Below are 24,987 nucleotides of genomic sequence, written 5' to 3'. Positions count from 1 at the left end.
GGCCATTTTTACGAGCATCTGAGTTTGTTTGCGGTCGGGATTTATATCGACTGAAATTAATTGCAGGCCCCCATCAATGTTGCGCGCAATGTTGGGATAGATATCGCGCAGGCTTTCTAAATTCCCCAGAACAGGCACAGACCGAATAGAACGCCCTTGATACCCGCCTGAGGTTTCGATCAAGCCAACAGGATTGAACCCAACGCCTTGTTGGCGACGTGATCGATCGCGCAGGTAATTATATAATTCAGGCGCGGGAGCCGATCAGCAAAGCCTTCTTGCCCATCTGCGCAGGACTACGAAAGAGCGCGCGGAAATCGCCATTCTGCACAATCATCGTTAGCAAGCGCGAGGTCACGATCAGGACAAAGAACAGGGCGCCACTGGTGAAAGGGGCGGAGCGCGGGAAATGCTCCCCGCGGTCAAAAAACAGAAATAGGATAAGCGGTGTCAGCAGAGACACGGCAACCACGCCCATAAATATGCGTCGAAAATCTGATAAAGACGTGAAGCGCCAAATCGCTTTGTCCTGGCGCATCGCGACCCAGACTAACAAAGCTGCCGCTGCGGTCACCAAAGCGGCGCGGTGATCGATATTGTCTTCAATCGGTTTGTTCAGAAAATCATAGCGCCAACGCACGGCAGCGAGCATTGCCAGCCCGCCCAATGCCGCATCCAAAAGCGTGAGGCACAGACTTTTAAGCCAGCGGCCATAGGCGGATGTGGTGGTCCCCCTCACGATTCGCGCGCCTTTAATTCACGGAACGACCAGCGTACACGGTTGGTACGGGATTCCCCGTCACTATCGCCGTAGGCTTGTCCTGAAATAACGAGTTGCTTGGTCTTCACGGGCTTATGCCCTTCGGCCAGATACACAGAATCTTCGATGCGGAGCGGTCCACCATCTGTGCGAAAGCGCCAACCTGTTTTACCGTCTTGCACCAGCAAAGCGCTGGCCTGATCTTGGGACAGGCTAACCCGCACATCGGGGTGAATGTGGAACCGAATATCAAACGGGATTTGATCGCGCCGCAGCGGTTCTGAGCCAAGCGGCAAATAGAGGGAATCTTCACCGCGAATATCATCGCCCAGTTTGGCGATGAATAGTCGCCGCCGATGGCACAGGCCGTAATCACGGCGGTAGCCTTCATGGAATGCCTCCAGCCAGACGCCGCTATCTTGTTCTTTGCGCGAAGCTTTCACAGGGCCAGGCTCTAGCTGCACCGCCTCGCCGAGATATTTCGTTTTCCACCCTAGCGGTAGCAAGCGGCCCGGAGAACGGTCATCTAATATGAGGGTTGAGTGAGCCGCTGCAGCGCGAACAGGACGACGCCACACGGCAGGCTGTGTCTCGTTCCAACCGCAAGACACAATCAAGCGCCCTGACTTTGTGGACAGCTCAAAGGCGAGCGGGGCGAGATGGGTTTGCGTATCAAATGGTTGCGGCGGAGCTTTGCCCGTATCAATGATCAAAGTCGTCTCGCCCAAAGCAATCCGCTGATACCCTGTATGCGGGCAATAGCCGAAAGGTTTCGGCGTGCCGGGAGCTGCCGCGAGCAGGGCTTTGACTGTTGTTGCATCAACCGCATTCCCGCCCTGGAATACAGCCAAGCCGCCATCGCTATGTTGAAATAAAGAAACAATCGGCGCCAGACGATCAATCGCGCGCGACATAGCGCGTGACCCTTCGACCCCGCGCTCTTGCAGAATTTGATCCAGCATGAGCAGAATTTTTAGCGCCTCCGCCGTCTGCGCTGGACTGCGCGAAACATGCCCTCCATCGGGCAAGATTTGGCGTTCGATCTCGTCGTCCAACCAGTCCAGTCCGCGCGGGAGATAGCCCTGAGAATTGCTCACTAATCGCGCCCCGCCCAGCGTGATCGCTGCCGCCGCGCGTAAACGGGGGAGGCCTGCGGATGTGCGGGCATAGGATTGGCGTAAGGCTTTGAGTTGTCGCAAGGCACTGGCGCGACGCTTTTCCGCCACACCGCTTTCCGCATCTTGGCCTAGCGCGGGCGACCAAAAGGCGAGCCAGTAAAACAGGCGTTCGCCCAGCATATCGGGAGTCCACGCGAAATCATTCCACTCGCCATACGTCATGACCCAGCCATCGATCAGACCGCGCACCCGCGCGTGACCTTTTTCAGATTTATGACCGAGCATATCTTCTAGCCAGACAAAACTATGGAGCCAACGCGCAAAATTTGTGGATGGGACCGCTATTGTCCAAGGATCACCTTGCACCCCGACATCTAGGTCTTGACCCGCATAGCTAAATTGGCCGCGTATGATCGCGTCGCGGGTCTTGCTGCGGTCCAGAGTGAGTTTGAGCGGTGCGACATGAAATGGCTTTGGCCGCGAATGGCCGAGCTTGAGCCGCGAAAACGGGCCACTAAGATTGCGCCAAAGCTTGCCCGTGCCGTGACGCAGGGCGGCCATATAGGGCGCAAATGTGGATGTGGGCCGCGACATGTCGCGCGCTATCCCGACCTGTGACTGCGGGACAAGGCCATGCGGTTAGGCCACGCGAGATACATTTTGACCCCGCAGGGCGGCGATGTTTTCAGCGTAAGTGCCTGCGCCTTTGAACACGGCGCTGCCCGCCACAAGCGAGGTTGCGCCCGCCCGAATGCAGTCTTGGGCCGTTGTCGGATTTACGCCGCCGTCAACTTGCAAGAGAATATCTTGGCCACCTTTGGCGACGTGAGCGTCAATGCGCGCGCGGATCGCAGCGATTTTATCCAACTGGCTGGGAATAAAGCTCTGGCCGCCAAAGCCGGGATTAACACTCATCACCATGACTTGATCACAAAGGTCAATGACAGGGTCGAGCTGCTCGACAGGCGCGCCGGGATTTAGGACAATGCCCGCTTTCGCGCCGCCGTCTCGGATAGATTGCAGCGAACGGTGCAGGTGCGGGCCTGCATCGGGATGGACCGTGATATAGTCTGCACCCGCATCGAGAAACATTGGGATCAATGCGTCGACAGGCGACACCATCAAATGCACATCAAAAGGCTTTGTCGTATGCTTGCGCAGCGCCTTCACGACCATGGGCCCAATCGTCAGGTTAGGGACGTAATGATTATCCATCACGTCAATGTGGATCATATCTGCCCCAGCCGCGTCGATGTCGCGCACAGCTTGGCCTAAAGCGGCAAAATCCGCGGATAGAATAGACGGAGATATCAAGACGTTATGAGGCATAATGCTTCGTATCAGCGCAGGCCGTAGGGCGCAAGAGATCGCTTCACCTCCTGCTTAGCATATTCACCACAACTTCCCAATCGCGCATAAAAAAACCCGTGCAGGCTGCACGGGTTTTCTCAATCAATTAAATTAGCTTACTTGCGAATTGGCAGGTAATCTTTTGGACCGTAAGCCCCATCAGATGTGTAGCCATATGTCGTGTCAGTCGTCGTGGACGCGTCGCCCGTGTAAAGCTCGACCGTGCTACCTGTGTAAGCTGAAGACGAAGAACCGCCTTGCATACATGTGCCGTCTGATTGTGCCGTTGTCCCGGCTGGGCAGTTGACTGGCTCTGACATTGTCGTCGAAGCGTAGCTATTGCTAGAAGAGTAGCTTGATCCTGATGAGTAGCTAGAGCTTGATGAATAATCAGACCCTTGCATACATGTGCCGTCTGGTTGTGCTGTTGTGCCCGCTGGGCAATTCACAGGCGCCATCATAGTTGTTGGTGCGGAATATGTGGAATAGCTCTCTGTCGATGTCGTTGAGCCATAAGACGATCCCTGCATACACGTACCGTCCGCTTGTGCTGTTGTGCCAGCTGGGCAGTTCACAGGCTCACCATAAGAAGATGATGCATATGATTGTGTCGAATATGTTGGTGCGGCTTGATAAGTTGGCTCGGCATAGACAGGCGCCGCAGGTGCGCATGTGCCTGTTTGGCGACAATCAACATAGACAGGTGCGGCCTGATAGACTGGCTGCTGTTGCATCATTGGTTGTTGCACCACAGCGTCTGATCCGTAGCGTGAATTGGCCGCTGGGGCCGCAACACATGGATTGCCGCAGTTTTGGCTACTTTCGTAGTCATGTACATTCCCGTAGCGAGAATTAGATTGAGCGTTGGCTGTCATTGACAGAGCTGCCACACCAATAGTGGCAAGTAGTCCAGCGCGGAATAATGTGTTCGTGCTCATAAGGAGCCTCCCATTTTGAAACATCACGGCGTTATTCGTGCAAAACTTAGACCATTGTTTGGTTAACACCGTGTTTACAACGCGTTAAACTGATCAAAACTTCCTATGCACGGGATAAAACCGCAATAAAAAACCCGTCCATTCCCCCCTCATTCGGCAAATCAGACGGTAGTGTTCGGACCGTGCCACCTTCAAATCTACTCTCAGGCAGCGACAGACCTGCCACATTTGTCACTGGAATAAGGCGAAAATCTGGCAACTCAGCTAGAAAGCGAGTCAATCGCGGTTTGCTCTCCTGAGGCTGGAGTGAGCAGGTCGCAAAAACGAGCGTGCCGCCAGGTTTGACGAGGGTGGCCGCTTTGGCGAGCAGTTTATCCTGTAATCGGGCGAGTTGAGACACGCTTTTCGGTGTGCGGTTGAGCAAAACATCGGGATGGCGGCGGAATGTGCCTGTGGCAGAACACGGCGCATCCAGCAATACCGCGTCAAATGTCTGCTCGGTGTCCCATTCTAGGGCATCTGTGGCCACGATCTCGGCGGAGAGTTTTGTACGGGCGAGATTTTCATGCACACGTTTCAGGCGGCCCTCAGACTTATCCAGCGCTGTCACCACTGCCCCCATTGCCGCGAGTTGCAGCGTCTTCCCGCCTGGCGCGGCGCATAAATCCAGCACGCGCTTGCCCGAAAGGTCGCCCATCTGCGTGGCCAGTAATTGAACAGGCAATGTGGCGGCCACGTCCTGCACCCACCATTCCCCGCTCGCAAAGCCGTCTAGCTCCGTGACATTCCCAATCTCTGGGAGTCGGACAGTCTGGGGCGCGATGACTTTGCCGCCCAATTTTTCGGCCCAGCCAGCCGCATCGGATTTCACTGTTATATCTAATGTCGGGTCTTTGGTCAGCTGCGTTGCCATTTTACGCAGTTCGACGCGGCCATATTCTTTTTCCCATGCGCCTTTGATCCAACCCGGGATATTATCGCGCGGGGCCACCATAGCAGCGATTTTTGGTCCTTTTTCGACGATTTGGCGCAGAACGGCATTGCCCATATTGGCAAAACCTTGCGTGGCGCGGAGTGATTTTAATACGCTGACCGTCTCGTCTACCGCCGCATGGGGCGGGGTGCCGAGGAAGAGAATTTGTGCCGCCGCCGTTTGCAGCACGGCTGTCACCATCTCTGGCGGAGCTTTGCGGATAAAAGGTTTGAGCGCCGCTTTGATCTGTCCTTGACGACGGCAGGTTGTGGCAACAATCACGCGAGCAAAGGCGCGGTCGCGCGGCTCCAGCCCCGCATAATCATCTTGGCGTTCCAGCGCGGATTCGAGCGCTTCTTGGTCTGTCATAATCTGTTTCATCGCGGCCGCCGCACAACGGCGTGCCAGAATAGAGGAGGATAGTTTCACGGCAGGCTTGGAATCTGGGCGATCACGGCGCGGACCGCCGCCACTTCGTCCGCCACGAGTATCCCGCGACTGCGGGCGGGCGTGTTTTTTATAAGGTTTAGGTGTATTATTATCGCTCATATTCAGCCCCCTAGCAGAGGCGAGCGCGGCCTAACAGCCATTAATCATGGTAAATAATCTACCAACGCGCGCTTAATCATATTTTATCGCTCCTGATGTATCAGACTGCTCCATAAGCCAAGGGACGCTGTCAGGCAGACTTTGGTGTCAGGCTGTGCTTTTTTGACGGTTTGACGGGATGTCAGAGAGAGCCTATCTGGAACGTATGACTGATACGCCCCCAGAAACGCCCCCTCAAAAAGAGCTAACGCCTGCTGCAAAGCGGGCTTTGGCCGAAGCTGCTGAACGCCGCAAAGCGCGTGAAGCCGCAGACAAAGCCCGTCCCAATGAAAAAGCCGGTCCGAAAGGAGCGGAACCTACTCGCTACGGCGATTGGGAACGTGGCGGGATCGCTTACGACTTCTAAGGGGGTCGCAACCCCTCGCCTCTTTTTCGCTCCACGAGAGTTTTAACACCTGTCAGGTGACGGGATAAACGTGCCGCACGGCACAAACGTGGGAGAGGCAATCATGCCGAACAAAACACTTCTGGTTGGCGCTGTCAGCCTTGTCGCAACTCTAGCTGCCAGCGCGCCTGCTTTTGCGGGTCACTGCGCCTCTGGTCAAAACTGTCAGACAGATGTGCGGGTCATCAATGACTACGCGCCAAAATTTGGCCCGATGACAGTGCGCAATACACCGCCAATGGGGCATTTCCGCTCTATCGATTTTCAACGTGCGCCGAATGTGTCAATCACACGGGTTCACGGCATGGCCCCAACGGCTGGCCTGTCTGATGCACCGTCTGGATTTACTGACGGATGTCATCCAACCTCGACAACTTATTGCCGCCAAGATGCTGGCATCCCTGTCACAGTCGACATGGCGCCGCGCCCTGTTGTGCAGCAGCCTGTCTATCAAGCACCAGTAATGCGGGCGCCCGTTGTCGCCGCCCCTGCGCCGCGTCTTCATACGTGGGTTGGTAAAGGTTATGATCCGTCCAAATTTGCTCCGCGCCAATATGGTGAGAACATTCTCACGCCAGGCATTGCGCATATTCCAACCTCTATCGTGGATCGTGATCCAGCCCGCGCACAAGCTGTGTTGAACTCTGGTCGCACAGTGCCGCAAGCGCGTGCCAATGGCGGAACAGTCCCGCACATGGGCATGGTGCAACAGTCTATGCCAGCTATGGGCAGCGTGACGCTCCCTGGCACATTTGCTAGTGCCCCGCAGACTATGCCCGCTATGGGGAGCGTTACTCTCCCCGGCACATTCGCCAGCGCGCCCAGCCAAGCCTATGGGTCGGCAGGAACATATAATCCAGCGCCACAAGCGATGAGCTATAGCAGCAATGCCCCGCGGACAATCTTGCGCGAAACGCCTTATGCGGCGCCCGCGCAAGCCCCTGTGCATGCCGGCAATAATACTTATGTCTCTAACATCGGTGCCGATGGCACCTATTGGGAGAAAACATCTGGCCTGACAACTTTCGGCTCCACTGTTGCAACGCAGGTGATCTGTAAGCGCAAAGTGAAGCAGCAAGTCGTCAATCCTGTCGTGGGTGTGCCTGTGCCGGTTCCAACCCGTGTTGTGAACCCGATCATCAACGTGCCAGTGCCTGTGCCGACCCCTGTGGAAGTGCCGTATTGCGAAGCGCCCGCCCCTGTGCATGCGATGCACGGACAGCATGGTCGTCCAGCCGTGGGACATCACGGCGGCGGTCGTTATGGCCAGCAAATGCCAGGGCGTTGGGTTCAATAACTCCGCCAATATATGTAAAGTATTCAGCCGCTCTCCTGACAAGGAGGGCGGTTTTTTTATGAGTTACCCTCATTTTTATGGGCAATCCCCGCGAAAAGATTCGCCTTGAAGGTGAATCCCTTTGTTTTGGCACGCCTTTTGCTCTTGATTAGAACAAACGCAAATATGCGTCTCAAAATTGAAAGGTGGGTTATGTCGTCCCGTATTCTTAAAGGCGCAGCAATTATGCTCGCGACAACAGCTTTTGCTTCAACCGCCTCGGCGAATTGTGGCAGTTCAACATATTGTTCTTCTTCGCATAGCTCTAGCCTGCCTGCGCTATCATCTTGGTCAGGTCATTCTGGGTCTAGCCACTCGGGCTCAAGCCACTCAATGTCTGGCGGATCATACGGATCTTCTTCCTACGGATCATCATATGGCAGCAGCTATAGCGGCGCGATGACAGCCGAGCAGCTCGGCGGAACCTATGATTATAGCGGAATGGCCTCTAGCGGCAGTAGCACGAGCTATTCAGGCGTCACGTTGCCTGGCACATTCGCCAGCCAACCCGCTTATGGCTCCACATCTTATAGCTCTACATCGTCATATGGCGGCGTGATGAGCCAGTCACAGGCTGATGCGACTTACGGCACGGGCTCAATATCAAACACTTATACTGGCGGCGATGTCGAATTATATCCATTCTCTGGTCAGCTTAGCGGCCTCGGCATGAACGAGTCTTTGCAAGCCACAAATTGTCCGACAAATGTCTACAACCCGAATGGCGGTCGCGTCATTGGATGTTACAATGTCGTCAAACCTGTGCCGCAGACCAATTACGTCCGCGTCGTGCGTCCAATCATCTATGTCCGCTACCCTGTCCCTGTGGCAGTGCCGACATATTCAACGTGCAATGTTACCACGCATTATTCTCGCTATGGCGGGACAAGCTGGGCGCAAGGTCTGGATTATCGTCACGGCCACGGTCACTGCGGTAGATAACATCTACGACGAGATTTAATTCAAAGCCCGTCTTCCTCTGGAAGGCGGGTTTTTTATGTCTTGATTAGGTCTGGCCCAGCATTTCAGCGCAGATCATTTGAGCCGCTTTGCGGGGATCATCGGCTTGCGTGATTGGGCGACCGACCACTAAATGGGTCGCGCCAGAGGCTAGCGCTGCAGCGGGCGTGGCAATGCGTTTTTGATCGCCCTTGGCCGATCCTTTGGGGCGCACGCCAGGGGTCACGACCAAGAAGCTATCTGGCACGGCCGCTCGGATTGCGGCGGCCTCCAGCGGGCTGGCGACAACCCCGTCAATGCCTGCTTTTAGCGCCTGTTCCACACGGCGCATCACAAGGCTCTCGGCATTATCATTATAGCCAATATCATTCAGCGCTTTTTGGTCCAGTGAGGTCAGCACGGTCACACCTAACACTTTCAAGCTACTCCCCTCTCGCCCGCGATTGGCGGCCACCATTACATCGGGACGCGCATGAACGGTCAGCAGGTCTGCGCCGAGTGTGGAAATGGAGCGCGTAGCTTTCTCGACGGTCGCGTCAATGTCGTGGAGTTTATAGTCCAAAAAGACGTTCTTTCCCTGCGCTTTTAATTCCTGCCCAAATTCTGCGCCGCCAATCGGGAGAAGCTGCAGCCCGATCTTATAGCTCTGCACCGCATCGCCCAAAGTTGCCACCATGGCCCGCGCATCATCGAGACTTGATAGATCAAGCGCCACGAACAGGCGCGGGTCGCTGGGTTTGGAAGGCCTTGGTGCAGAAGGAGAGATCGGATGGGACATAATCTAGGTCTTTCTAAACTTCTCTGAATTTTTCGCCATCAATTTCTGCGACATTTCCTGCGGCAATAACCGACCGAGCAGCGCGATAAAACGGTTCACCCGGCCAGAGATAAAGACGGCTTTGTTCCGCTCCAACGCTTCCACTGCCAGTTCCGCACATTCATCCGCATCCATCAGCATATAATCTGGCAGTTTGTTCATTGCGTCCCGCGTGCCGTTCACATCGTGAAATTCTGTCAGGACAAAGCCAGGGCAAAGCGCGGAGACATGCACGCCCGTGCCGTCCAATTCCATGTTCAAACTCTGGCTAAATTTGACCAAGTAGCTTTTGACCGCCGCATATAATGTGTGTCCACGCGACCCTGGCATATGCCCCGCCAAACTCGCGACATTCATGATCCGGCCAAAGCCCCGCGCGACCATGTCAGGCGCGAGCTTTCGGGCCAACTCACTCGGGACGGTCGCCATTAAGTGAATGAAATCCGCATGTTCCTCCCACGGACTATCCAGATAGCTACCGGGGTGGCCATAACCTGCATTATTGATCAGGCCATCGACCTGCAAGCCTTTCGCTTTGATTTCGCCTAGCAGCATGTCAACGGCGTCGCGTTTGAACAAGTCCGCCTCAAAACTATGGGCCTGAATATCGTATGTATCTGACAATTCTGTGGCCAGCACTTGCAGACGCTCCAGCCGACGCGCGACCAAGATTAGGTTCCAACCGCGGCTCGCATATTCACGCGCCAAAGCTGCCCCCAGCCCCGCAGATGCGCCTGTAATCAATATCGTTTTTTCGTCTGGCAGTCTCATATTATCTCCCGATTTAGAGGTGTCCTAACCTGTGAGCGACGGGGCATAAAGGGGAAAGGCATTAAGCGTAGAAATTTTTGAGCGAAAGACGCATCAGGCTTTACGCTTTATGTTTCAAGCTTACTCGCGTAAAAGGGATCTAAAGGGGAGAACTTATGTCGAGCATGGTCATAATTTTCATTATACTGGCAGCGCTCGCGGGCGCGATTGCTTTTCTTTATAATGGCTTGGTGTCCAAGCGGCAGATGGCAGAGAATGGCTGGTCAGATATTGATGTGCAACTCAAGCGGCGCGCAGACCTAATCCCCAATCTTGTGCAAACGGTCAAAGCCTACGCCAAGCACGAGAAGCAACTCTTCATCGACGTGACCGAGAAGCGCAATCTGGCCCTCGCAGCGGGCGAAAATCCGCAAGCGCGGGGGGCGGCAGAAAGTGCGTTATCGCAACCTGTCGGGCGCTTACTGGCGATAGCGGAGGATTACCCAGAACTGAAAGCCAGCCAAAACTTTCTCGATCTCCAGAATGAACTCTCAGAGACGGAAGATAAGATCGAGATGGCGCGACGGTTTTATAATGGGGCTGTGCGGGAATTAAATACAACGATTGAGACCGTGCCGAGCAATTTTATCGCAGGGCCGTTCGGATTTAAAAAGCGAGATTATTTCGAGATCGACCCCGTCGATGCCGCCATACCCAATGTGGAGTTTGATACATGATCCGCGTTTTTCTCTCCCTCCTTTTCTGTATCTTTTTTGCCTTCAGCGCCAACGCGCAAGACACCACAGACTCGCCGTTTGACGTCTTGGAACAGTCACTATTGGAGATGCGGAGCGATCCAGACAATACGGCAGAACTCAATGCGGAGCTTGACCGATTACTGGCCGAGAATAGACGCTTGCAACGGCAGGTCGACCCGTCTTTCTTGCCAAGTGCTGCGCAACAGCAAGGGGGAGTGATGAACGGATTACAAATTTCGATGTGACTGTCGATGTGCAGGAAAGTGGCGGCATTGTCGTCACGGAATCAATTACTGTTCGCTCTGCTGGGCAACAAATTAAGCGCGGGATATTCCGCGAACTCCCGGCCAAATACGATTTTATGGGCGTGACGCTCGACAATGATTATGACTTTATCACGTTTGAAAAAGACGGCGAAGACGTGAATTACAACATTAGCCGAAACGGCAACGCTGTTGTGGCGCGGCTGGGAAGCGGGAATATATTTCTGAGGGACGGCCTGCACACTTACACCATTAAATACGCCCTACCTGAGCAAATCCGTCGGCACAGGGATGACGGTAGCGAACTCGGTGATCGCGACGAATTATATTGGAATGCGACGGGAACCTATTGGAATTTCATCATTGATAAAGCGACTGTTACGGTCACCTTTCCACTCGGCGCTGACATCATTGATACAAATGCCTTTACGGGTCGCAGAGGGTCAAAAGATCAAAACTACACGGTCAATCAAGTTGGCAATCGCGCGACTTTCCGCACGACAGCCGCCCTTGCGCCAAAGCAAGGCATCACCGTGTCTGCCTCTGTTGCACCCGGCGTGATTGCCCCGATGAGCCAGGCGCGGCGGAATGAGCTAGCCTGGATCCGTAAAGGCGGGCCGACAGTTTTGGGGCTCGGAGGTTTGGGGCTGCTGGCATATTATATGATGATGTGGATGCGCGTGGGGCGCGACCCTGTCGCTCCGCCCGTTTTTCCTCGCTACGAGCCGCCCAAGAATTATTCAGCCGCGGGCGTGCATACAGTCAATAAGCGCGGCGTAGATCGCAATAAAGCTCTCACCGCAACTCTGATGAGCCTATCTACCAAAGACGTTCTAGACATCGAGGCCAAAAGCAAGAAGACCACCATCATCAGTTCTATGTTGGACAATCGCAAGAGTGCGAACCTCTTGACGGATGAACGCTATTTATTGGATCGATTGTTTGGGGATAGGGACGCCCAAATTATTTTGAACGGGAAACCCAACTCAAGCTTTTATTCTAACGTCAACAAATTCACGCTTTATTTGATGAAGAAATACGGCCGTGATTATCACCGCTCTAATGCGGGCTGGGGCCTGCTCGGCATGGCGGCCAGCGTTGTTTTAGTCTTTTTTGTGATGAACATGCCCGTGTCGCGATCGGGCGGGTTGTTTGCGCTTATCCTGCTTGGAATTGCCGCCATGAATGTCGTGTTTTTTATCCTCCTACGCGCCCCGACCAAGAAAGGTGCAAAGATCAAATCCGAGATTGAAGGCTTTAAATTATATCTAAGTCTCGCCGAAAAAGACCGCATCAATACGGCTGACCCTTCTGGCCAAAGACCGCCTGCGATGACTGTGGAACTCTATGAGCGCTTCTTGCCCTATGCGGTCGCGCTGGGTGTGGAGAAGCCTTGGACCAAGCAATTTGAAGACACCATGCCCGTTGAAGCCAGAACCTATGAGCCGAGCTATGCCCACGGCAACTATATCAGCAAAGGCGGCTCGCCCTTTAACATGACCAAAGCCATGGCCACCGCGATGACAGCGGGCGTGGCGGCAGCGGCCCCCGTTAGCGTGTCCTCTGGCAGCTCTGGCGGCTTCTCGTCTGGTTCGTCGGGCGGCGGTGGATCGTCGGGCGGCGGAGGCGGTGGCGGCGGCGGCGGTGGCTGGTAGCGATCATGGTTAGATGAGCCCTCATGCCGCGCGTAACGCGCCTTGCTCCCCTCTCACTTGCCTCCTAGAGTTAATTAAATAAATCTGTGCGCCCCCGCACGACAAATTGGATACACCATGATCTCTTTTAAATCTTTGACTTTTCAACATGTGACCTTTGCCGCTTTGGGAGTTTCTCTCGCGGCCTGTTCCGCGGATGCGCAGACGAAAGCATTTGGGCCACCCTCCGAAGTGCCAAAGATTTACGACATCGCTATTGCGCCCTCACCTGATCGTATTCGCGCAGACATCCAAACCCTTGTCGATTTCGGCACGCGTCATACACTATCCGAGACAGACTCAGAGACTCGCGGGATCGGCGCGGCGCGGCGCTGGATATTCGCGGAGTTTGAGAAAATTTCTGCTGAATGCGGCGGCTGCCTCGAGGTGATATATGTCTCTGACACGGTATCTGGCGAGCGCCGTATTCCAGAGCCAACAGAAGTAGTCAGCGTTCTCGCGATCCAACGCGGCACGCTTGACCCCAATCGCTACGTCATGATGAGCGGCGATATTGATAGCCGCGTGACAGACCCGCTCAACGGCACATCCGACAGCCCCGGCGCGAATGACAATGCCTCTGGTATGGCGGGCGCGATAGAGGCGGCGCGGGTGCTGTCCAAATATGAATTCCCAGGCTCGATCATTTACGCTGGATTATCAGGCGAGGAGCAAGGCCTATTCGGCGGCGAGATCGTCGCGAAATATGCGCTGGATAATGGGTGGGAGATTAAAGGCGTTCTGAACAATGATATGATCTCCAACATCTCTGGCATTGACGGGGTGACGGACAATTCTACCGCCCGCGTTTTCTCTGAAGGCACGCGCGCGAATGAGACCGAAGCCGAAGCTCGCACGCGGCGCTTTACGGGCGGCGAAGTCGATAGCCCGTCGCGCAATCTCGCCCGCTACGTCAAGGCGCAAGCCGATCAATATATGACAAACCTGAACGTCATGATGGTCTACCGCCTCGACCGTTTCGGGCGCGGCGGACATCACCGCCCTTTCAATCAGGTCGGTATTCCTGGCGTCCGCATCATGGAAGTTCACGAACATTATGATCGGCAGCATCAAGACCTTCGCACCGAAGACGGCGTGACTTATGGCGATACGATGGACGGTGTGGATGCGAACTATGCGGCCAAGCTTACGGCGCTGAACGCCGTCACGATGGCGGGCATGGCGGGCGCACCGCCCTTTCCAGCGAATGTTGAAGCGACAGGCGCAGTGCAACCCTCTGCCAAGCTAAGTTGGGAAACGCCCGGCAATTCCGGCAACCTTGCAGGCTACCGCGTCCATTGGCGACTGACCACAGAACCCGAATGGACTCACTCTCGCTTTGTCGGGAAAGTCAATGAATGGGAGTTTACGAACCTCGTCATCGACAATTACTTCTTTGGCGTCAGCGCGGTTGCCAAGGACGGTAGCGAAACACCCGTTGTCTTCCCAGGCGCCGCAGGTCGGTTTTAAGCAAGGTTTTCTTCACCCTACAGGCGAAAAGGCATGATTTTCCTATCGTGATGGGGTTCAATGCGGTGAACTTTACATGAAGGCTTATCATGACTTTAAAATCAACGCTTCTCGCGACCATCGCCGCTATCTCCCTCGCCTCTTTCGCTTACGCTGATAACCACGGCGATAAAGATAAGGATAAGGACGAGGCCGAAAAATGGGACGTGATGAACCCGCCTGGGCCAAAGACAATGATTGATATTGACGTCACCGAAGGCACATGGATGAGCCTAGACGTGTCGCCCGATGGCAAGACGCTCGCTTTTGATTTGCTCGGCGATATTTACACTCTGCCTGTGACGGGCGGTATGGCGACGAATATCGCCTCTGGCATGGCATGGGAAATGCAGCCGCGCTTCTCGCCTGACGGGTCGCGCCTCGCCTTTATTTCTGATCGCGCGGGCGGCGATAATATCTGGACGATGGACGTTGACGGGTCCGACATGGAGCAAGTGACGAAGGAGACCTTCCGCCTGCTTAACAATCCGACGTGGCATCCGAGCGGAGACTTTATCGCTGGCCGCAAACATTTCACAACAAGCCGTTCACTCGGCGTCGGCGAAATCTGGCTCTATAGCACGCAAGGCGGGTCAGGCGTGCAGCTTGTGAAGAAGCCATCTGAGGCGCATCAAAAAGAATTGGGTGAACCCATGTTCACACCTGACGGGAGCGCAATTTATTACAGCCAGAACACGACCCCTGGCCCTATCTTTGAGTATGCCCAAGACTCCCATGGCGAATTATTTCAGATCAAGAAATATGATATGGACACGGGCGACATTTCAACGGTCGCAGGCGGCTTTGGCGGCGCGGTGCGTCCGACACCTTCGCCAGACGGAAAACATTTGGCGTTTGTCAAACGTGTTGATGCAGAAACGCGCCTGTTCATCAAAGACCTTGAAAGCGGCGAAGAGCGAGAAGTCTTTGACCATCTTGACCGCGATATGCAGGAAACTTGGGCCGTCCACGGCGTCTATCCCAATATGGATTGGAGCCCCGATTCTAAGCATCTTTATTTCTGGGCCAGCGGACAAATTCATAAATTAGATGTCGCCACCAAAGAGGTCGACCACATCGACTTCCGTGTCAAAGATACGCGCGAAATGCGCACCGCGCCGCGCCCCAAAGTCGCGGTTGCGCCAGACACGTTCAAGACAACTATGCCGCGCTTTGTCCAGGTCTCTCCTGACGGCAGCCGCGTCATCTATGAAAGCCTCGGCAAGCTTTACACCAAAGCGACATCAGGCGGGCGGGCGAAACGCCTGACAAAATTGCCTGCGGACATGAAAGAGATGCACCCGCGCTTCTCTCGCGACGGCAAGAGCCTGACCTTTGTGACGTGGAATGACAGCGACCTCGGCGCGATTCACACGATGGATCTAAAGTCGAATAAAATTACAACGCTGACAGAGACACCTGGGCATTACGCCAATCCCGCGCTCTCCCCCAGCGGCGAATTCCTGACCTATGAGAAACGCAGTGGTGGTTTCCTGACAGCGCCGGAATGGTCAGCTGATACGGGTGTTTATATTCAAGCCGTTGACGGCGGCGAGCCTGTGCGAGTGTCGAAATCTGGCTCTATGCCACATTTTGGCAGCGATGATCTGCGCCTATTTATGACCAAAAATGAGGACGATATGAACGCCCTAGTCAGTGTCAATTTGCTTGGCCATGATGCGCGTACCCATGCGAGTTCGAAAATGGCGCAGAGCTATCACGTGTCGATGGACGGCAAGCATGTCGCGTTTCGTGAGAATTATAATCTTTATTCCATGCCGCTGCTCTCTGGCCCGCAAAATGTTACGGCAGGCATGAAGGCGGACGCCCTCCCTGTGACAAAGCTTAGTTTGAACGGGGCAACCTATCCGAGTTGGACGCAGGACGGCGATATTTATTGGTCGCTTGGCCCTAACGTATTCAAGGCTGATCCGTCTGCGAAAGAGCAGCCTGAGAGCCCGGCATCTGTCGCGTCTTTATCGCGGACCATCAAGAAAGATATGCCCGACGGCATGGTCGCACTGACCAATGCGAAGATCATTTCCATGTCTAATGCCAAAGGCGGCATCATCGAAAAAGGGACAATCTTGATCGAAGGCGACCGCATCAAAGCGATGGGTGCAAACGTCTCTATCCCGCGTGGCGCAGAAGTTGTTGACCTTGACGGGAAGACGATTGTGCCGGGGTTTGTCGATGCACATGCCCACGGCCCGCAAGGCGTGGGGGACTTAGTCCCGCAACAGAACTGGAAAACCGTTGCTACATTGGCCTTGGGTGTTACGACGGTCTTTGACCCGTCCACCCGCGCGGATTCGTTTTTCCCTGCGCAGGAATTACAGCGCACGGGGAAGCTACTCGCCCCGCGTCTATTCTCGACGGGTGAAGTCATTTACGGGGCGAAAGCGCCAGGGTTCTTTGCCAATATACAGTCTTTTGACGACGCCCAAGAACATGTCACGCGCTTAAAAGAGCAAGGTGCACATGGCGTCAAAAACTATAACCAACCGCGCCGTGATCAACGTCAGCAAGTTGTCGAGGCGGCTCGCAAAGAAGACATGATCGTCGTTGCCGAGGGAGGGTCGCTTTTCCACATGGATATGGCGCTGGTGCAGGACGGTAACACGTCGCTGGAGCATAATCTGCCGCAGGAATATATTTATGACGATGTCGTGCAAATGTTTGCGCAGACAAATGTCGCCTATGTCCCAACGCTGGCCGTCACATATGGCGGGATACGCGGGGAAGATTATTACTACCAGGAAAGTGATGTGTCGCAGCATCCCGTCCTGTCAAAGCACGTGCCGCCAGCCGCGCTGCGGGCGCGGGCGAAACGTCGTCAAATGGCACCCATCAAAGACTATGCAGACGGGCAGTCAGGCGCGACATCTAAACAACTCGCTGATGCGGGCGTGATGGTCGCGATTGGTGCGCACGGACAACGCGAAGGCCTCGCCGCGCATTGGGAGATGTGGAGTTTTGCCCGCGGCGGTATGAGCCCGCTGCAAGCGCTTTCCACTGCAACGGTTTTACCCGCGCAACATTTGGGGTTCTTTGACGATATTGGCTCGCTCGAAGCTGGGAAGCTCGCCGACCTCGTCATCCTTGACAAAGACCCGACAGAGGACATTCGCAATACCGATAGTGTAGAACACGTGATGATCGGCGGGCGGCTTTATGAGGCTGACACAATGAACGAAATCGTGACGGGCGACACAAAGCGCCTGCCCTATTGGTGGGAAGAATAGACCTAATTAATTAAATGCGCTCGCCACTTTATTGGGCGAGCGTTTTTATTTGATGTTTCATACCACACGCTGCGGGAACGGAATCTCAATCTTATTCGCTTTCAGCGTGCGCCAGATAATAAATCCGATGTCAGACGTGAACTTATTCGCGCCGTCATCTACGCCATCGCACCAAAATTCGATGGCCATATTAATCCCGCTATCCCCAAAGCTGCGAAATTCAAGATCAGGTAATTCAGGTTCTGTGAGCAGTTTGGGATATTTCATAATCTCTGGAATGAGGATACCTTCAAGGCTATCGAGATCAGTATCATAAGAGACGGTAAATTCGACTTCGTAGCGTTGGGATGGGTCTTTGTGCGTCCAGTTCTCATAGGCTTCTTCGGTAAACTTTGTGTTTGGAACCATGATGTCTTTGCCATCGGCCGTCTCAACCGTCGTCGAGCGCATATTGATCGCTTCGACAAAGCCCTGTTGTCCGTCAGGCAGGACCACGAAGTCACCCACTTTCACGGACCGATCAAATAAAATGATCAAGCCTGAGATAAAGTTCGCGGCGATAGGTTGCAGGCCAAACCCAATACCCAGTCCCAAAGCTGAGAATACAACAACAAGGCCTGATAGTGGAATTCCCGCTGCGCCCATGACCAGAAAGAAAATCACGCCAAACAGCACAATCTGGAACAATTTCGCGACAATTTCTCGAACGCCGACATCGAGGCTTTCCTGACTGCGGATCGCGCTTTGGCCTTTGGAATTCGATAAATTGCCGAGCCAGAAAAAGAGCGAGCCGAAGATGCCGAGCTTCGCGACCGTCATCGCCGTAATCGGACTATCGCCCATGGGCAGTAATACGGTGCGGTCTAGGAAATCTGTGAGCAGATTAAAATATCCCAATACAAAAATAAGAGCTAAGGGGATGAGCGTCCAGATCGCGAGCTTGCTATAGAGAGGATCAGTTATAAAGACCTTGATCGCGCGGTAGACGAGGAACACCACGGCAAGGCTCTGTGCCAGTTTGACTAACCAATCCTGCCCCAAGCTTGGCACTGATTTTAAAATAGATGCAAAAATCGCCAGCAGCACCACAAGCAAAATGGCCCGTAAGAACCCTCCGACCTTAAAGATGATCTGACGCAGTTTCAGATATTTGGCGTCTTCCGCGGGTGTCGCACGAAATAACGGCACGCGCTTTTTGATGAAACCTGCCAGCAAGGGCGCCAAAATGACGGCCGCAATCACAGCGGCCAGCTGCGCTAAAAATACGGGACTTTGCGCCCACGTCACAATTTGGTCAGCCCAAGCGGCCAGCATGGCCTGAAAGTCTTCAACATTAGTCGGCATAGCTATCCCCTCAAACTTTTGTCGTATTAGGCAAATTTCACCGCCTTTGTAAACAACTATGGCTTTTGCCAAACCTTTTGGGTAAGAGCCTTTCGATAATTTGGAGAGACATGATGGCGACGCCGAAAAAAGTAGTTCTGGCCTATTCAGGAGGCCTTGATACCTCGATCATTCTAAAATGGTTGCAGGAGGAAAAAGGCTGCGAAGTCGTGACCTTTACCGCCGATCTGGGCCAAGGCGAAGAGCTGGAACCCGCGCGCCGCAAGGCTGAAGCGCAAGGTGTGAAAGAGATTTTTATTGATGATTTGCGCGAAGAGTTCGTGCGCGATTTCGTTTTTCCCATGTTCCGCGCCAATGCGCTCTATGAGGGTCTATACCTACTCGGCACGTCGATTGCGCGGCCCCTGATTTCTAAGCGCCAGATCGAAATTGCACATATGGTTGGAGCAGACGCAGTGTGTCACGGCGCCACGGGCAAAGGCAATGATCAAGTGCGGTTCGAGCTTGGCTATTATGCGCTGGACCCTGACATTAAAGTCATCGCACCGTGGCGGGAATGGGATTTGAACTCTCGGACGAAGTTGTTGGAATATGCCGAAAAGCACGGCATTGAGATCGCCAAAGATAAGCGCGGGGAGGCACCGTTTTCTGTCGACGCAAACTTGCTCCACACATCATCCGAAGGCAAAGCGCTGGAAGACCCCAATGAAGAAGCGCCCGAATTCGTCTATCAGCGCACCGTGTCGCCTGAAAATGCGCCTGACAAACCCACCTATATCACAATCGGTTTTGAAGCGGGTGACGCCGTATCCATTGACGGCGAAGCGATGTCTCCGGCCACGATCCTGACCAAGCTAAATGAGTTGGGTGGCGCAAACGGCATTGGCCGTCTCGACCTCCTGGAAAACCGATTTGTGGGTATGAAATCGCGCGGCATTTACGAAACACCCGGCGGAACAATACTGCTGATGGCGCATCGCGGGATTGAACAGATCACAATGGACAAGGGTGCTGCTCATCTCAAAGACGAGTTAATGCCGAAATATGCGGAACTGATTTACAACGGCTATTGGTATTCGCCCGAGCGCGAGATGCTACAAGCCGCGATTGATAAATCCCAAGAGTTGGTGACGGGCACAGTGCGCCTGAAACTCTACAAAGGAAATTGCGATATTGTCGGACGCGACAGCCCCTACTCTCTCTACTCTCAGGAACATGTCACGTTTGAAGAAGACGATGTGTATGATCAGGCAGATGCTGGCGGGTTTATCAAAATCAACGCGCTACGTTTGCGTTTGCTCAAAGCGCGGGACCGGAAGGCGGGACGGAATAATTAGGCGTCTATCCACTTCGGATTGATTTGAATGTCAAAGCGTTTTCGGCTCAGGCCTTTTTGTACGTAATTACACGCTGCACGCTCCCACCCATCGGTGCGGCGGTTATCTGTGAAACGCACCATACGCTGCGTTTTTCGCGATAGGCTCGGCGGGATTGCGACAATCTTTTCGTTCGGATCATACGTGCCGTTGGCCTGCGCTTTTTTCTTGTGATAATTGACCAAGATTTTGCGGTTTCGGCGCAGATATGTGATCTGCTTATTGGTCGGATAGTTGTAAGTTTGCGCACACTCCGACGCTACGAAATCTACAAATTCAAATTTGCGGACTTGTCCTGCTAGAGAGTTTGCGCTGCGTAATTGGAGTTTAAAATCCTCAATCGTGCCGAGAGGCTCAAGGGGTTGGCGGTTTATCTTTGCATGGGCTTTCAGGTTTTCAGTCGGTTCCTTAATGCGCTTGCCGCGCATATGCTTGCCTTCCACGAAGACAGGCGCATCCAGCATTTTGTCGATTTCGTCCGTGTCCAACACCATGGGATTGCGCTGCGAATAACTCACGTCTTCTTCCGCCTCATCCCAAATCAAATCTGGTAAACCAAATTTCAAATAGAGAATGAAAACCAGCGCAAGGCCAATGCCGATTTTTCCACCTGTTGTCAGAAATGACATGACGCCGTCCTTATTCGTTCGCCGCGTTACTCGTCGGCACGGGCTGGACGTCTTCTATCGTCTCAAAAGCGTCTAGTTCAGCCTGCAGGTCGTCGAACTGGGTTTCCAAATTCTTTTCCAACACGTTGCCTGCCAATATGGTTAGACCGATCGTGCCGACCACACCCACAGCGATCCCAGCTAGAAAAGCAAGAATCGGTGATTTTGGCTTTGCAGACATATGTTTTTGATGCGCAGCGGCTTTAGGTATTGCTGCGGGTTCTGCGACGGCTGTGTAAGCTTCAGGCTGATAGCTTTGTGCGGTATGTGGCGCAGGTATAGGGTCTGGCACAGATACTGGGGCCGATATTGGCTGTGGCTGAGGTGCGGCTGCCTTGGCGCGCTTCGCTTTAGGCTTTGCTTTTAATTTAACGACTTTACCCTTCGGGGTAGTTGCCGCATCTTGCAATCGCGCGTCGCGTTGTTGCCGACGTATACTCTCTAAATCCAATGCCATGATGGCCTCCCCACATAATACAGTGTTGAGCGTAGCGAGAGACGCCTAAAAAGGAGTTAAGAGCGAACGGTTAGTTATAACGGCAGAGCTTAGGCTTTGACGTTATATTTGCCAGCCTTCATTTGTTTCATCAGATGGCCACAGCCTTCGCGGCTCCACCCTGATGTTTTGCGCCCATTGGGCCTGGCCAGTGACATCGCAGCACGATTTAATTGTTTCGGGATAGCGACTTCTTTCGGCATTTTCACGCGCGCACCGCGTTCCATATCATCCATCGCACCCATCATGTCGCTCATGGCGCTCATATTATCCATGGCCATATCGCCTGGACTGCCACCTTGTGCCCGCCATTTTAGGTAGTCCCCTGCGCCATTAATATCATCGAGTTCCATTTTTTTACGGGCGGGTTTGCCTGCGCGACGTTCCGCCATTTTAGCCGCTTTTTCAGCCTGCAAACGCGCATTGGTTTTGGCGATTTTTTTCAGGGCCGATTGGTTCTTCTTGATATAATTTGCGCGGTCCCGTGGCGGGATAGTTAAAAGCCTTCTCACATGTGCGCGCCATCATTTTGACATCGCGATAGGTGCGAATATCGCCGACAATCCCCTTGGGATAAGCCAACATGCGATCAACATCTGAGGACTCCATCTTATGGCGTTTGACGGGTGGTCTTTTATGGGAGTCAATTCCATGTTCAGCGACCAATTCATTCATGGCAGACACAGCCTGTCCCCGCATCCGCAACCCCTGCGCCGCGCGACCAATACCATAGCTTTGTGCTTTGATCTCCCGTTCCATCTGACGCTCAGACGACAAAGCCTCAGCCTCTGCCATAATCATGGCGTTCTTCTCGACATTAGCAGAGCGAAATTCCTGTAACTTGGGATAGCCGACGAACCCAACCGTTAGCAGAGCCATGACGACAAAGCCGATCATATAGACTTTGTTATTGTCCTCGGTCTCGTTTTCATCTGGGGCATTCTGATTTTGACGATATTCGTTGATATCAAAACTCATTCATCCACTCCACCGCGCCGATTTTTCCAATCAGTCTTCGAGGATGGTCTATCAGGGCAGCCCTAATATCCCGTTAAAGTAGAAAGCTGCGACATGTTTTACGGCAAAGCCTCCCGCTCTGCGACTTAACTATTCTATGAATATCGAAAATTAGCATGGTATTTTGCGCGCAAACTGTTCTAATGGCGAAGAAATTGTTGTCTTTCAGATGACACCAAAAAGAAGGGACTGGGCATGAGCCAAGCATCGGGAAAAGAGCTAAACTTTCGTCAATCCGTGGACTTGATGTTCAACCGTGCGGCAAGTTTTACAGATATTTCGCCAAAGCTGATCGAGAAAATTCGTGTCTGCAACGCCACCTATACTGTGCGGTTTGGCGTAAAGTTGCGCGGCGAAGTTCATACCTTTACGGGCTACCGATCCGTCCATTCCGAGCATAAAGAGCCCGTGAAAGGCGGTATCCGTTACTCGCTCGACGTCAACCAAGATGAAGTCGAGGCGCTAGCGGCTTTGATGACCTATAAAAGTGCGCTCGTTGAAGTGCCTTATGGCGGTTCTAAAGGCGGGCTGTGTATTAACCCCAAAGACTGGAACGAAGAAGAGTTAGAGCGTATTACGCGGCGCTTTACGTTTGAGCTAGCACGGCGCGATCTGATCCACCCCTCCCTGAATGTGCCTGCGCCAGATATGGGCACGGGCGAGCGGGAAATGGCGTGGATGATGGATGAATATCGCCGCCTGAATAATACCAATATCGATGCCATTGCCTGCGTCACGGGTAAGCCCGTCCATCTGGGCGGGATTGAGGGGCGTGTCGAGGCGACGGGTCGCGGCGTGCAATATGCTCTGCAAGAGTTTTTCCGCCACGATGATGACAAGAAGAAAGCTGGTTTCCGTGGCAATCTCGAGGGTAAGAAAATCATTGTGCAAGGGCTCGGCAATGTGGGCTACCACGCGGCAAAGTTCCTATCAGAAGAAGACGGCGCAAAGATTATTGCCGTCTCTGAACGTGCGGGCGTCGTCCGCAATGAAAAGGGTATCAATATTGAAAAACTCTATCAGCATATCCGCTCTGGCGAAGACCTCGATAAGTTCGAAGGCGGCAAGGTGAGCGACCCTGATCCCGAAGCCATCTGTGCAGCCTGTGACATTCTGATCCCTGCGGCATTGGAGGGTGTGATCCACATGAATAACGCCCATAATGTCAAAGCGAAATTAATTATCGAAGCGGCCAACGGCCCTGTGACCGCCAAAGCTGACAAAATTTTACGCGATAAGGGCGTGTTCATCATTCCCGATATGTATGCCAATGCGGGCGGCGTGACGGTGTCATATTTTGAGTGGGTCAAGAACATTGGCCATATTCGGTTTGGGCGTCTGCAGCGCCGCAACCAAGAGGCCAAGCAACGCCTTCTTATCGAAGCCCTACAAGCCAAAGACATCAAATTTTCCAAGAAATTCAAGCAAGAATATATTGACGGCGCCAGCGAGCTAGACCTCGTTCGTGCCGGCTTGGACGACACAATGCGCAGCGCTTACTCTAATATTAAAGGCGCGTTGGAGGAAAACCCAGAGTTGGAAGACATGCGGACTGCGGCTTTCTATGTCGCGATTTCAGACATTGCGCTGCACTATCAAAGCATCGGGCTTTAACGCTTCATTTACCATAATTTCGGGTCGGGTTTGACCCAAAACGCAAATCACTTTGAGAGAGTAAATGCAATCTTTAATTGCGTTTTATTCTATCAAAGTGGTGTGATGTATGGCATTTATGTATGACTTAGAGCGCGCCGCCCGCGCCCTTTACGAAGGTGTGCCAGCCAGTTCAATCACCGCTTTGCGTCGCGAGTTGTCATGCAGTGCGCAGAAGATCGCGCGAGAGCTTCGCTGCCACTACCCGCATGCTCACGTGCAAATCACTCTCATAGGCTACAGACTGCGCGTGATTGGAGATGTTAGCGCGGCTCCAGAAAGATAGTTTCTATTGCCAGTTCCACGTCTCGTCCCTACCGCCCCATCTCCCAAAATTTCTCTATACACGTTCCGTTTTTGATTTTGTCGGCTTGGGACTCGCGCGGTGATAATTTTACGCAAATAAAAAGGCCGCCAATGGGCGACCTAGTTAATTATTATTTCTTGCGTTGTTTACGCTGCATCAAGTTCGACATTTTTCATGTCGCCTAAATCTGGCATGCCGTCTGTTAGATTTGCTTTTGCAATCTCATAAGCAAATTTCAGAGGGTTACCTGTTGAGGCCCAAATCGCAGCATCATGTGGGACGAAGCGCAACATCATGAGTTTCGAGTCTGATTTCCCGTCGGGATACCACGCTGCAACCACTGGGCTCCAAAACTTCTCAATCGTATCGCGGTCTTTGTGCGTGATGAGATAGCCTTTGACGCAGGCCTGATAATCTTTTTCGACCAGACACATATGCACAAATCCTGGCTTTTCCAGGACGGCCTGACCCAGTTCGCTCGTGTTGTCGGAATAGAAATAAATTTCGTTGTTCTCCACATCAACTTGCGGGGACATGGGCTGCATGTGTTTATCTTGATTGGGTGTGCCGAGCATAACGCAACATACATCCTTCAAGTTCTCAAGCAGTTGTTTTTGGGGATTATTTTCAAATTTTTTCAGATCAGCCATGGGGCGCTCCT

23 protein-coding genes are annotated in these 24,987 nt (G+C 53.4%); 10 read left to right on the top strand and 13 right to left on the bottom strand.

The features are described from left to right. Positions 1-247 precede the first annotated feature (247 nt). The 5 genes from AB8615_RS00195 to AB8615_RS00175 all read right to left on the bottom strand — a co-directional run bounded on the left by AB8615_RS00195 (position 248) and on the right by AB8615_RS00175 (position 5,688). Positions 248-739 (bottom strand): hypothetical protein, encoded by a 492-nt coding sequence (locus AB8615_RS00195; protein WP_418152480.1) that lies wholly within the window; start codon positions 737-739, stop codon positions 248-250. After that, positions 736-2,472, bottom strand: coding sequence for a heparinase II/III family protein (locus AB8615_RS00190; protein ID WP_418152479.1), 1,737 nt, complete (start codon positions 2,470-2,472; stop codon positions 736-738). The genes AB8615_RS00195 and AB8615_RS00190 overlap by 4 nt, the downstream gene beginning before the upstream one ends. Before the next feature lie 45 nt (positions 2,473-2,517). Then, positions 2,518-3,207: a ribulose-phosphate 3-epimerase gene (rpe, locus tag AB8615_RS00185; RefSeq protein WP_409432943.1), complete on the bottom strand. Its 690-nt coding sequence runs from the start codon at positions 3,205-3,207 to the stop codon at positions 2,518-2,520. Between the two features lie 137 nt (positions 3,208-3,344). After that, entirely contained in the window at positions 3,345-4,166 is an 822-nt protein-coding gene (locus tag AB8615_RS00180) for a hypothetical protein (RefSeq protein WP_409432942.1), read from the bottom strand. A 103-nt stretch (positions 4,167-4,269) separates the two neighbouring features. Then, positions 4,270-5,688 carry an RsmB/NOP family class I SAM-dependent RNA methyltransferase gene (locus AB8615_RS00175; protein WP_409432941.1) on the bottom strand — a complete coding sequence of 473 codons (1,419 nt, stop codon included), beginning with the start codon at positions 5,686-5,688 and terminating at the stop codon, positions 4,270-4,272. 205 nt (positions 5,689-5,893) lie between these two features. Here AB8615_RS00175 and AB8615_RS00170 point away from each other — a divergent pair, with 205 nt between their 5' ends. From AB8615_RS00170 to AB8615_RS00160, 3 genes are all read left to right on the top strand, one after another. Next, complete coding sequence (locus AB8615_RS00170) at positions 5,894-6,094, top strand: DUF1674 domain-containing protein (protein ID WP_409432940.1); 201 nt, start codon at positions 5,894-5,896, stop codon at positions 6,092-6,094. Positions 6,095-6,197: 103 nt separating this feature from the next. Next, positions 6,198-7,430, top strand: coding sequence for a hypothetical protein (locus AB8615_RS00165; protein ID WP_418152478.1), 1,233 nt, complete (start codon positions 6,198-6,200; stop codon positions 7,428-7,430). A 372-nt stretch (positions 7,431-7,802) separates the two neighbouring features. Next, a complete protein-coding gene (locus AB8615_RS00160) occupies positions 7,803-8,411 on the top strand; it encodes a hypothetical protein (RefSeq protein WP_409432938.1) in 609 nt (202 codons plus the stop codon). A gap of 64 nt (positions 8,412-8,475) precedes the next feature. On the opposite strand, the gene pyrF is transcribed toward AB8615_RS00160, so the two are convergent. After that, complete coding sequence (gene pyrF, locus AB8615_RS00155) at positions 8,476-9,207, bottom strand: orotidine-5'-phosphate decarboxylase (RefSeq protein WP_409432937.1); 732 nt, start codon at positions 9,205-9,207, stop codon at positions 8,476-8,478. Positions 9,208-9,210: 3 nt separating this feature from the next. Beyond that, positions 9,211-10,017 carry an SDR family NAD(P)-dependent oxidoreductase gene (locus AB8615_RS00150; RefSeq protein ID WP_409432936.1) on the bottom strand — a complete coding sequence of 269 codons (807 nt, stop codon included), beginning with the start codon at positions 10,015-10,017 and terminating at the stop codon, positions 9,211-9,213. A gap of 164 nt (positions 10,018-10,181) precedes the next feature. Between AB8615_RS00150 and AB8615_RS00145 the strand changes: the two genes are divergently transcribed. The 5 genes from AB8615_RS00145 (at position 10,182) to AB8615_RS00125 (ending at position 17,465) form a co-directional block, all read left to right on the top strand. Continuing rightward, positions 10,182-10,733: a LemA family protein gene (locus AB8615_RS00145; RefSeq protein WP_409434104.1), complete on the top strand. Its 552-nt coding sequence runs from the start codon at positions 10,182-10,184 to the stop codon at positions 10,731-10,733. Continuing rightward, positions 10,730-10,999, top strand: coding sequence for a hypothetical protein (locus AB8615_RS00140; protein WP_418152477.1), 270 nt, complete (start codon positions 10,730-10,732; stop codon positions 10,997-10,999). Before AB8615_RS00145 ends, AB8615_RS00140 begins: the two co-directional genes overlap by 4 nt. Further along, entirely contained in the window at positions 10,996-12,672 is a 1,677-nt protein-coding gene (locus tag AB8615_RS00135; protein WP_418152476.1) for a DUF2207 domain-containing protein, read from the top strand. The genes AB8615_RS00140 and AB8615_RS00135 overlap by 4 nt, the downstream gene beginning before the upstream one ends. Positions 12,673-12,789: 117 nt before the next feature. After that, positions 12,790-14,181, top strand: coding sequence for a M28 family peptidase (locus AB8615_RS00130; RefSeq protein ID WP_409432934.1), 1,392 nt, complete (start codon positions 12,790-12,792; stop codon positions 14,179-14,181). A gap of 89 nt (positions 14,182-14,270) precedes the next feature. Then, positions 14,271-17,465 (top strand): amidohydrolase family protein, encoded by a 3,195-nt coding sequence (locus tag AB8615_RS00125; RefSeq protein WP_418152475.1) that lies wholly within the window; start codon positions 14,271-14,273, stop codon positions 17,463-17,465. Between the two features lie 57 nt (positions 17,466-17,522). On the opposite strand, the gene AB8615_RS00120 is transcribed toward AB8615_RS00125, so the two are convergent. Then, positions 17,523-18,809: a mechanosensitive ion channel family protein gene (locus tag AB8615_RS00120; protein ID WP_418152474.1), complete on the bottom strand. Its 1,287-nt coding sequence runs from the start codon at positions 18,807-18,809 to the stop codon at positions 17,523-17,525. A 113-nt stretch (positions 18,810-18,922) separates the two neighbouring features. On the opposite strand from AB8615_RS00120, the gene AB8615_RS00115 reads away from it, so the two are divergent. Beyond that, positions 18,923-20,146, top strand: a complete 1,224-nt coding sequence (locus tag AB8615_RS00115; RefSeq protein WP_409434103.1) for an argininosuccinate synthase — start codon at positions 18,923-18,925, stop codon at positions 20,144-20,146. Here AB8615_RS00115 and AB8615_RS00110 read toward each other — a convergent pair. The 4 genes from AB8615_RS00110 to AB8615_RS00095 form a co-directional block, all read right to left on the bottom strand. Further along, positions 20,143-20,814: a hypothetical protein gene (locus tag AB8615_RS00110; RefSeq protein WP_409432931.1), complete on the bottom strand. Its 672-nt coding sequence runs from the start codon at positions 20,812-20,814 to the stop codon at positions 20,143-20,145. The genes AB8615_RS00115 and AB8615_RS00110 overlap by 4 nt on opposite strands. 10 nt (positions 20,815-20,824) lie before the next feature. Continuing rightward, complete coding sequence (locus AB8615_RS00105) at positions 20,825-21,310, bottom strand: hypothetical protein (protein ID WP_409432930.1); 486 nt, start codon at positions 21,308-21,310, stop codon at positions 20,825-20,827. Between the two features lie 89 nt (positions 21,311-21,399). Next, positions 21,400-21,741 carry a hypothetical protein gene (locus tag AB8615_RS00100; RefSeq protein WP_418152473.1) on the bottom strand — a complete coding sequence of 114 codons (342 nt, stop codon included), beginning with the start codon at positions 21,739-21,741 and terminating at the stop codon, positions 21,400-21,402. Positions 21,742-21,754: 13 nt separating this feature from the next. Beyond that, complete coding sequence (locus AB8615_RS00095; protein WP_418152472.1) at positions 21,755-22,327, bottom strand: hypothetical protein; 573 nt, start codon at positions 22,325-22,327, stop codon at positions 21,755-21,757. A gap of 234 nt (positions 22,328-22,561) precedes the next feature. Here AB8615_RS00095 and AB8615_RS00090 point away from each other — a divergent pair, with 234 nt between their 5' ends. Beyond that, a complete protein-coding gene (locus AB8615_RS00090; RefSeq protein WP_409432928.1) occupies positions 22,562-23,980 on the top strand; it encodes a Glu/Leu/Phe/Val family dehydrogenase in 1,419 nt (472 codons plus the stop codon). Between the two features lie 492 nt (positions 23,981-24,472). Here AB8615_RS00090 and AB8615_RS00085 read toward each other — a convergent pair whose 3' ends face one another. Further along, positions 24,473-24,976, bottom strand: a complete 504-nt coding sequence (locus AB8615_RS00085) for a pyridoxamine 5'-phosphate oxidase family protein (RefSeq protein WP_418152471.1) — start codon at positions 24,974-24,976, stop codon at positions 24,473-24,475. Positions 24,977-24,987 lie beyond the last annotated feature (11 nt).

The sequence above is a fragment of the Litorimonas sp. RW-G-Af-16 genome, assembly GCF_048319245.1.
Lineage (GTDB): Bacteria > Pseudomonadota > Alphaproteobacteria > Caulobacterales > Maricaulaceae > Litorimonas.
Note: the sequence above shows the minus strand (reverse complement) of the source record. Positions and strands in the feature narration are given on the sequence as shown.

Excerpts from the sequence above, each read along its gene's own strand:
- AB8615_RS00120 (WP_418152474.1), bottom strand. The coding sequence starts at position 18,809 with ATGCCGACTAATGTTGAAGACTTTCAGGCCATGCTGGCCGCTTGGGCT.
- AB8615_RS00105 (WP_409432930.1), bottom strand. The coding sequence starts at position 21,310 with ATGGCATTGGATTTAGAGAGTATACGTCGGCAACAACGCGACGCGCGA.
- AB8615_RS00165 (WP_418152478.1), top strand. The coding sequence starts at position 6,198 with ATGCCGAACAAAACACTTCTGGTTGGCGCTGTCAGCCTTGTCGCAACT.
- AB8615_RS00100 (WP_418152473.1), bottom strand. The coding sequence starts at position 21,741 with ATGGCGGAACGTCGCGCAGGCAAACCCGCCCGTAAAAAAATGGAACTC.
- AB8615_RS00115 (WP_409434103.1), top strand. The coding sequence starts at position 18,923 with ATGGCGACGCCGAAAAAAGTAGTTCTGGCCTATTCAGGAGGCCTTGAT.
- AB8615_RS00160 (WP_409432938.1), top strand. The coding sequence starts at position 7,803 with ATGTCTGGCGGATCATACGGATCTTCTTCCTACGGATCATCATATGGC.
- AB8615_RS00150 (WP_409432936.1), bottom strand. The coding sequence starts at position 10,017 with ATGAGACTGCCAGACGAAAAAACGATATTGATTACAGGCGCATCTGCG.
- AB8615_RS00145 (WP_409434104.1), top strand. The coding sequence starts at position 10,182 with ATGGTCATAATTTTCATTATACTGGCAGCGCTCGCGGGCGCGATTGCT.
- AB8615_RS00175 (WP_409432941.1), bottom strand. The coding sequence starts at position 5,688 with ATGAGCGATAATAATACACCTAAACCTTATAAAAAACACGCCCGCCCG.
- rpe (WP_409432943.1), bottom strand. The coding sequence starts at position 3,207 with ATGCCTCATAACGTCTTGATATCTCCGTCTATTCTATCCGCGGATTTT.
- AB8615_RS00085 (WP_418152471.1), bottom strand. The coding sequence starts at position 24,976 with ATGGCTGATCTGAAAAAATTTGAAAATAATCCCCAAAAACAACTGCTT.
- AB8615_RS00140 (WP_418152477.1), top strand. The coding sequence starts at position 10,730 with ATGATCCGCGTTTTTCTCTCCCTCCTTTTCTGTATCTTTTTTGCCTTC.
- AB8615_RS00130 (WP_409432934.1), top strand. The coding sequence starts at position 12,790 with ATGATCTCTTTTAAATCTTTGACTTTTCAACATGTGACCTTTGCCGCT.
- AB8615_RS00190 (WP_418152479.1), bottom strand. The coding sequence starts at position 2,472 with ATGTCGCGGCCCACATCCACATTTGCGCCCTATATGGCCGCCCTGCGT.
- AB8615_RS00110 (WP_409432931.1), bottom strand. The coding sequence starts at position 20,814 with ATGTCATTTCTGACAACAGGTGGAAAAATCGGCATTGGCCTTGCGCTG.
- AB8615_RS00170 (WP_409432940.1), top strand. The coding sequence starts at position 5,894 with ATGACTGATACGCCCCCAGAAACGCCCCCTCAAAAAGAGCTAACGCCT.
- AB8615_RS00095 (WP_418152472.1), bottom strand. The coding sequence starts at position 22,327 with ATGAGTTTTGATATCAACGAATATCGTCAAAATCAGAATGCCCCAGAT.
- AB8615_RS00180 (WP_409432942.1), bottom strand. The coding sequence starts at position 4,166 with ATGAGCACGAACACATTATTCCGCGCTGGACTACTTGCCACTATTGGT.
- AB8615_RS00090 (WP_409432928.1), top strand. The coding sequence starts at position 22,562 with ATGAGCCAAGCATCGGGAAAAGAGCTAAACTTTCGTCAATCCGTGGAC.
- AB8615_RS00125 (WP_418152475.1), top strand. The coding sequence starts at position 14,271 with ATGACTTTAAAATCAACGCTTCTCGCGACCATCGCCGCTATCTCCCTC.
- pyrF (WP_409432937.1), bottom strand. The coding sequence starts at position 9,207 with ATGTCCCATCCGATCTCTCCTTCTGCACCAAGGCCTTCCAAACCCAGC.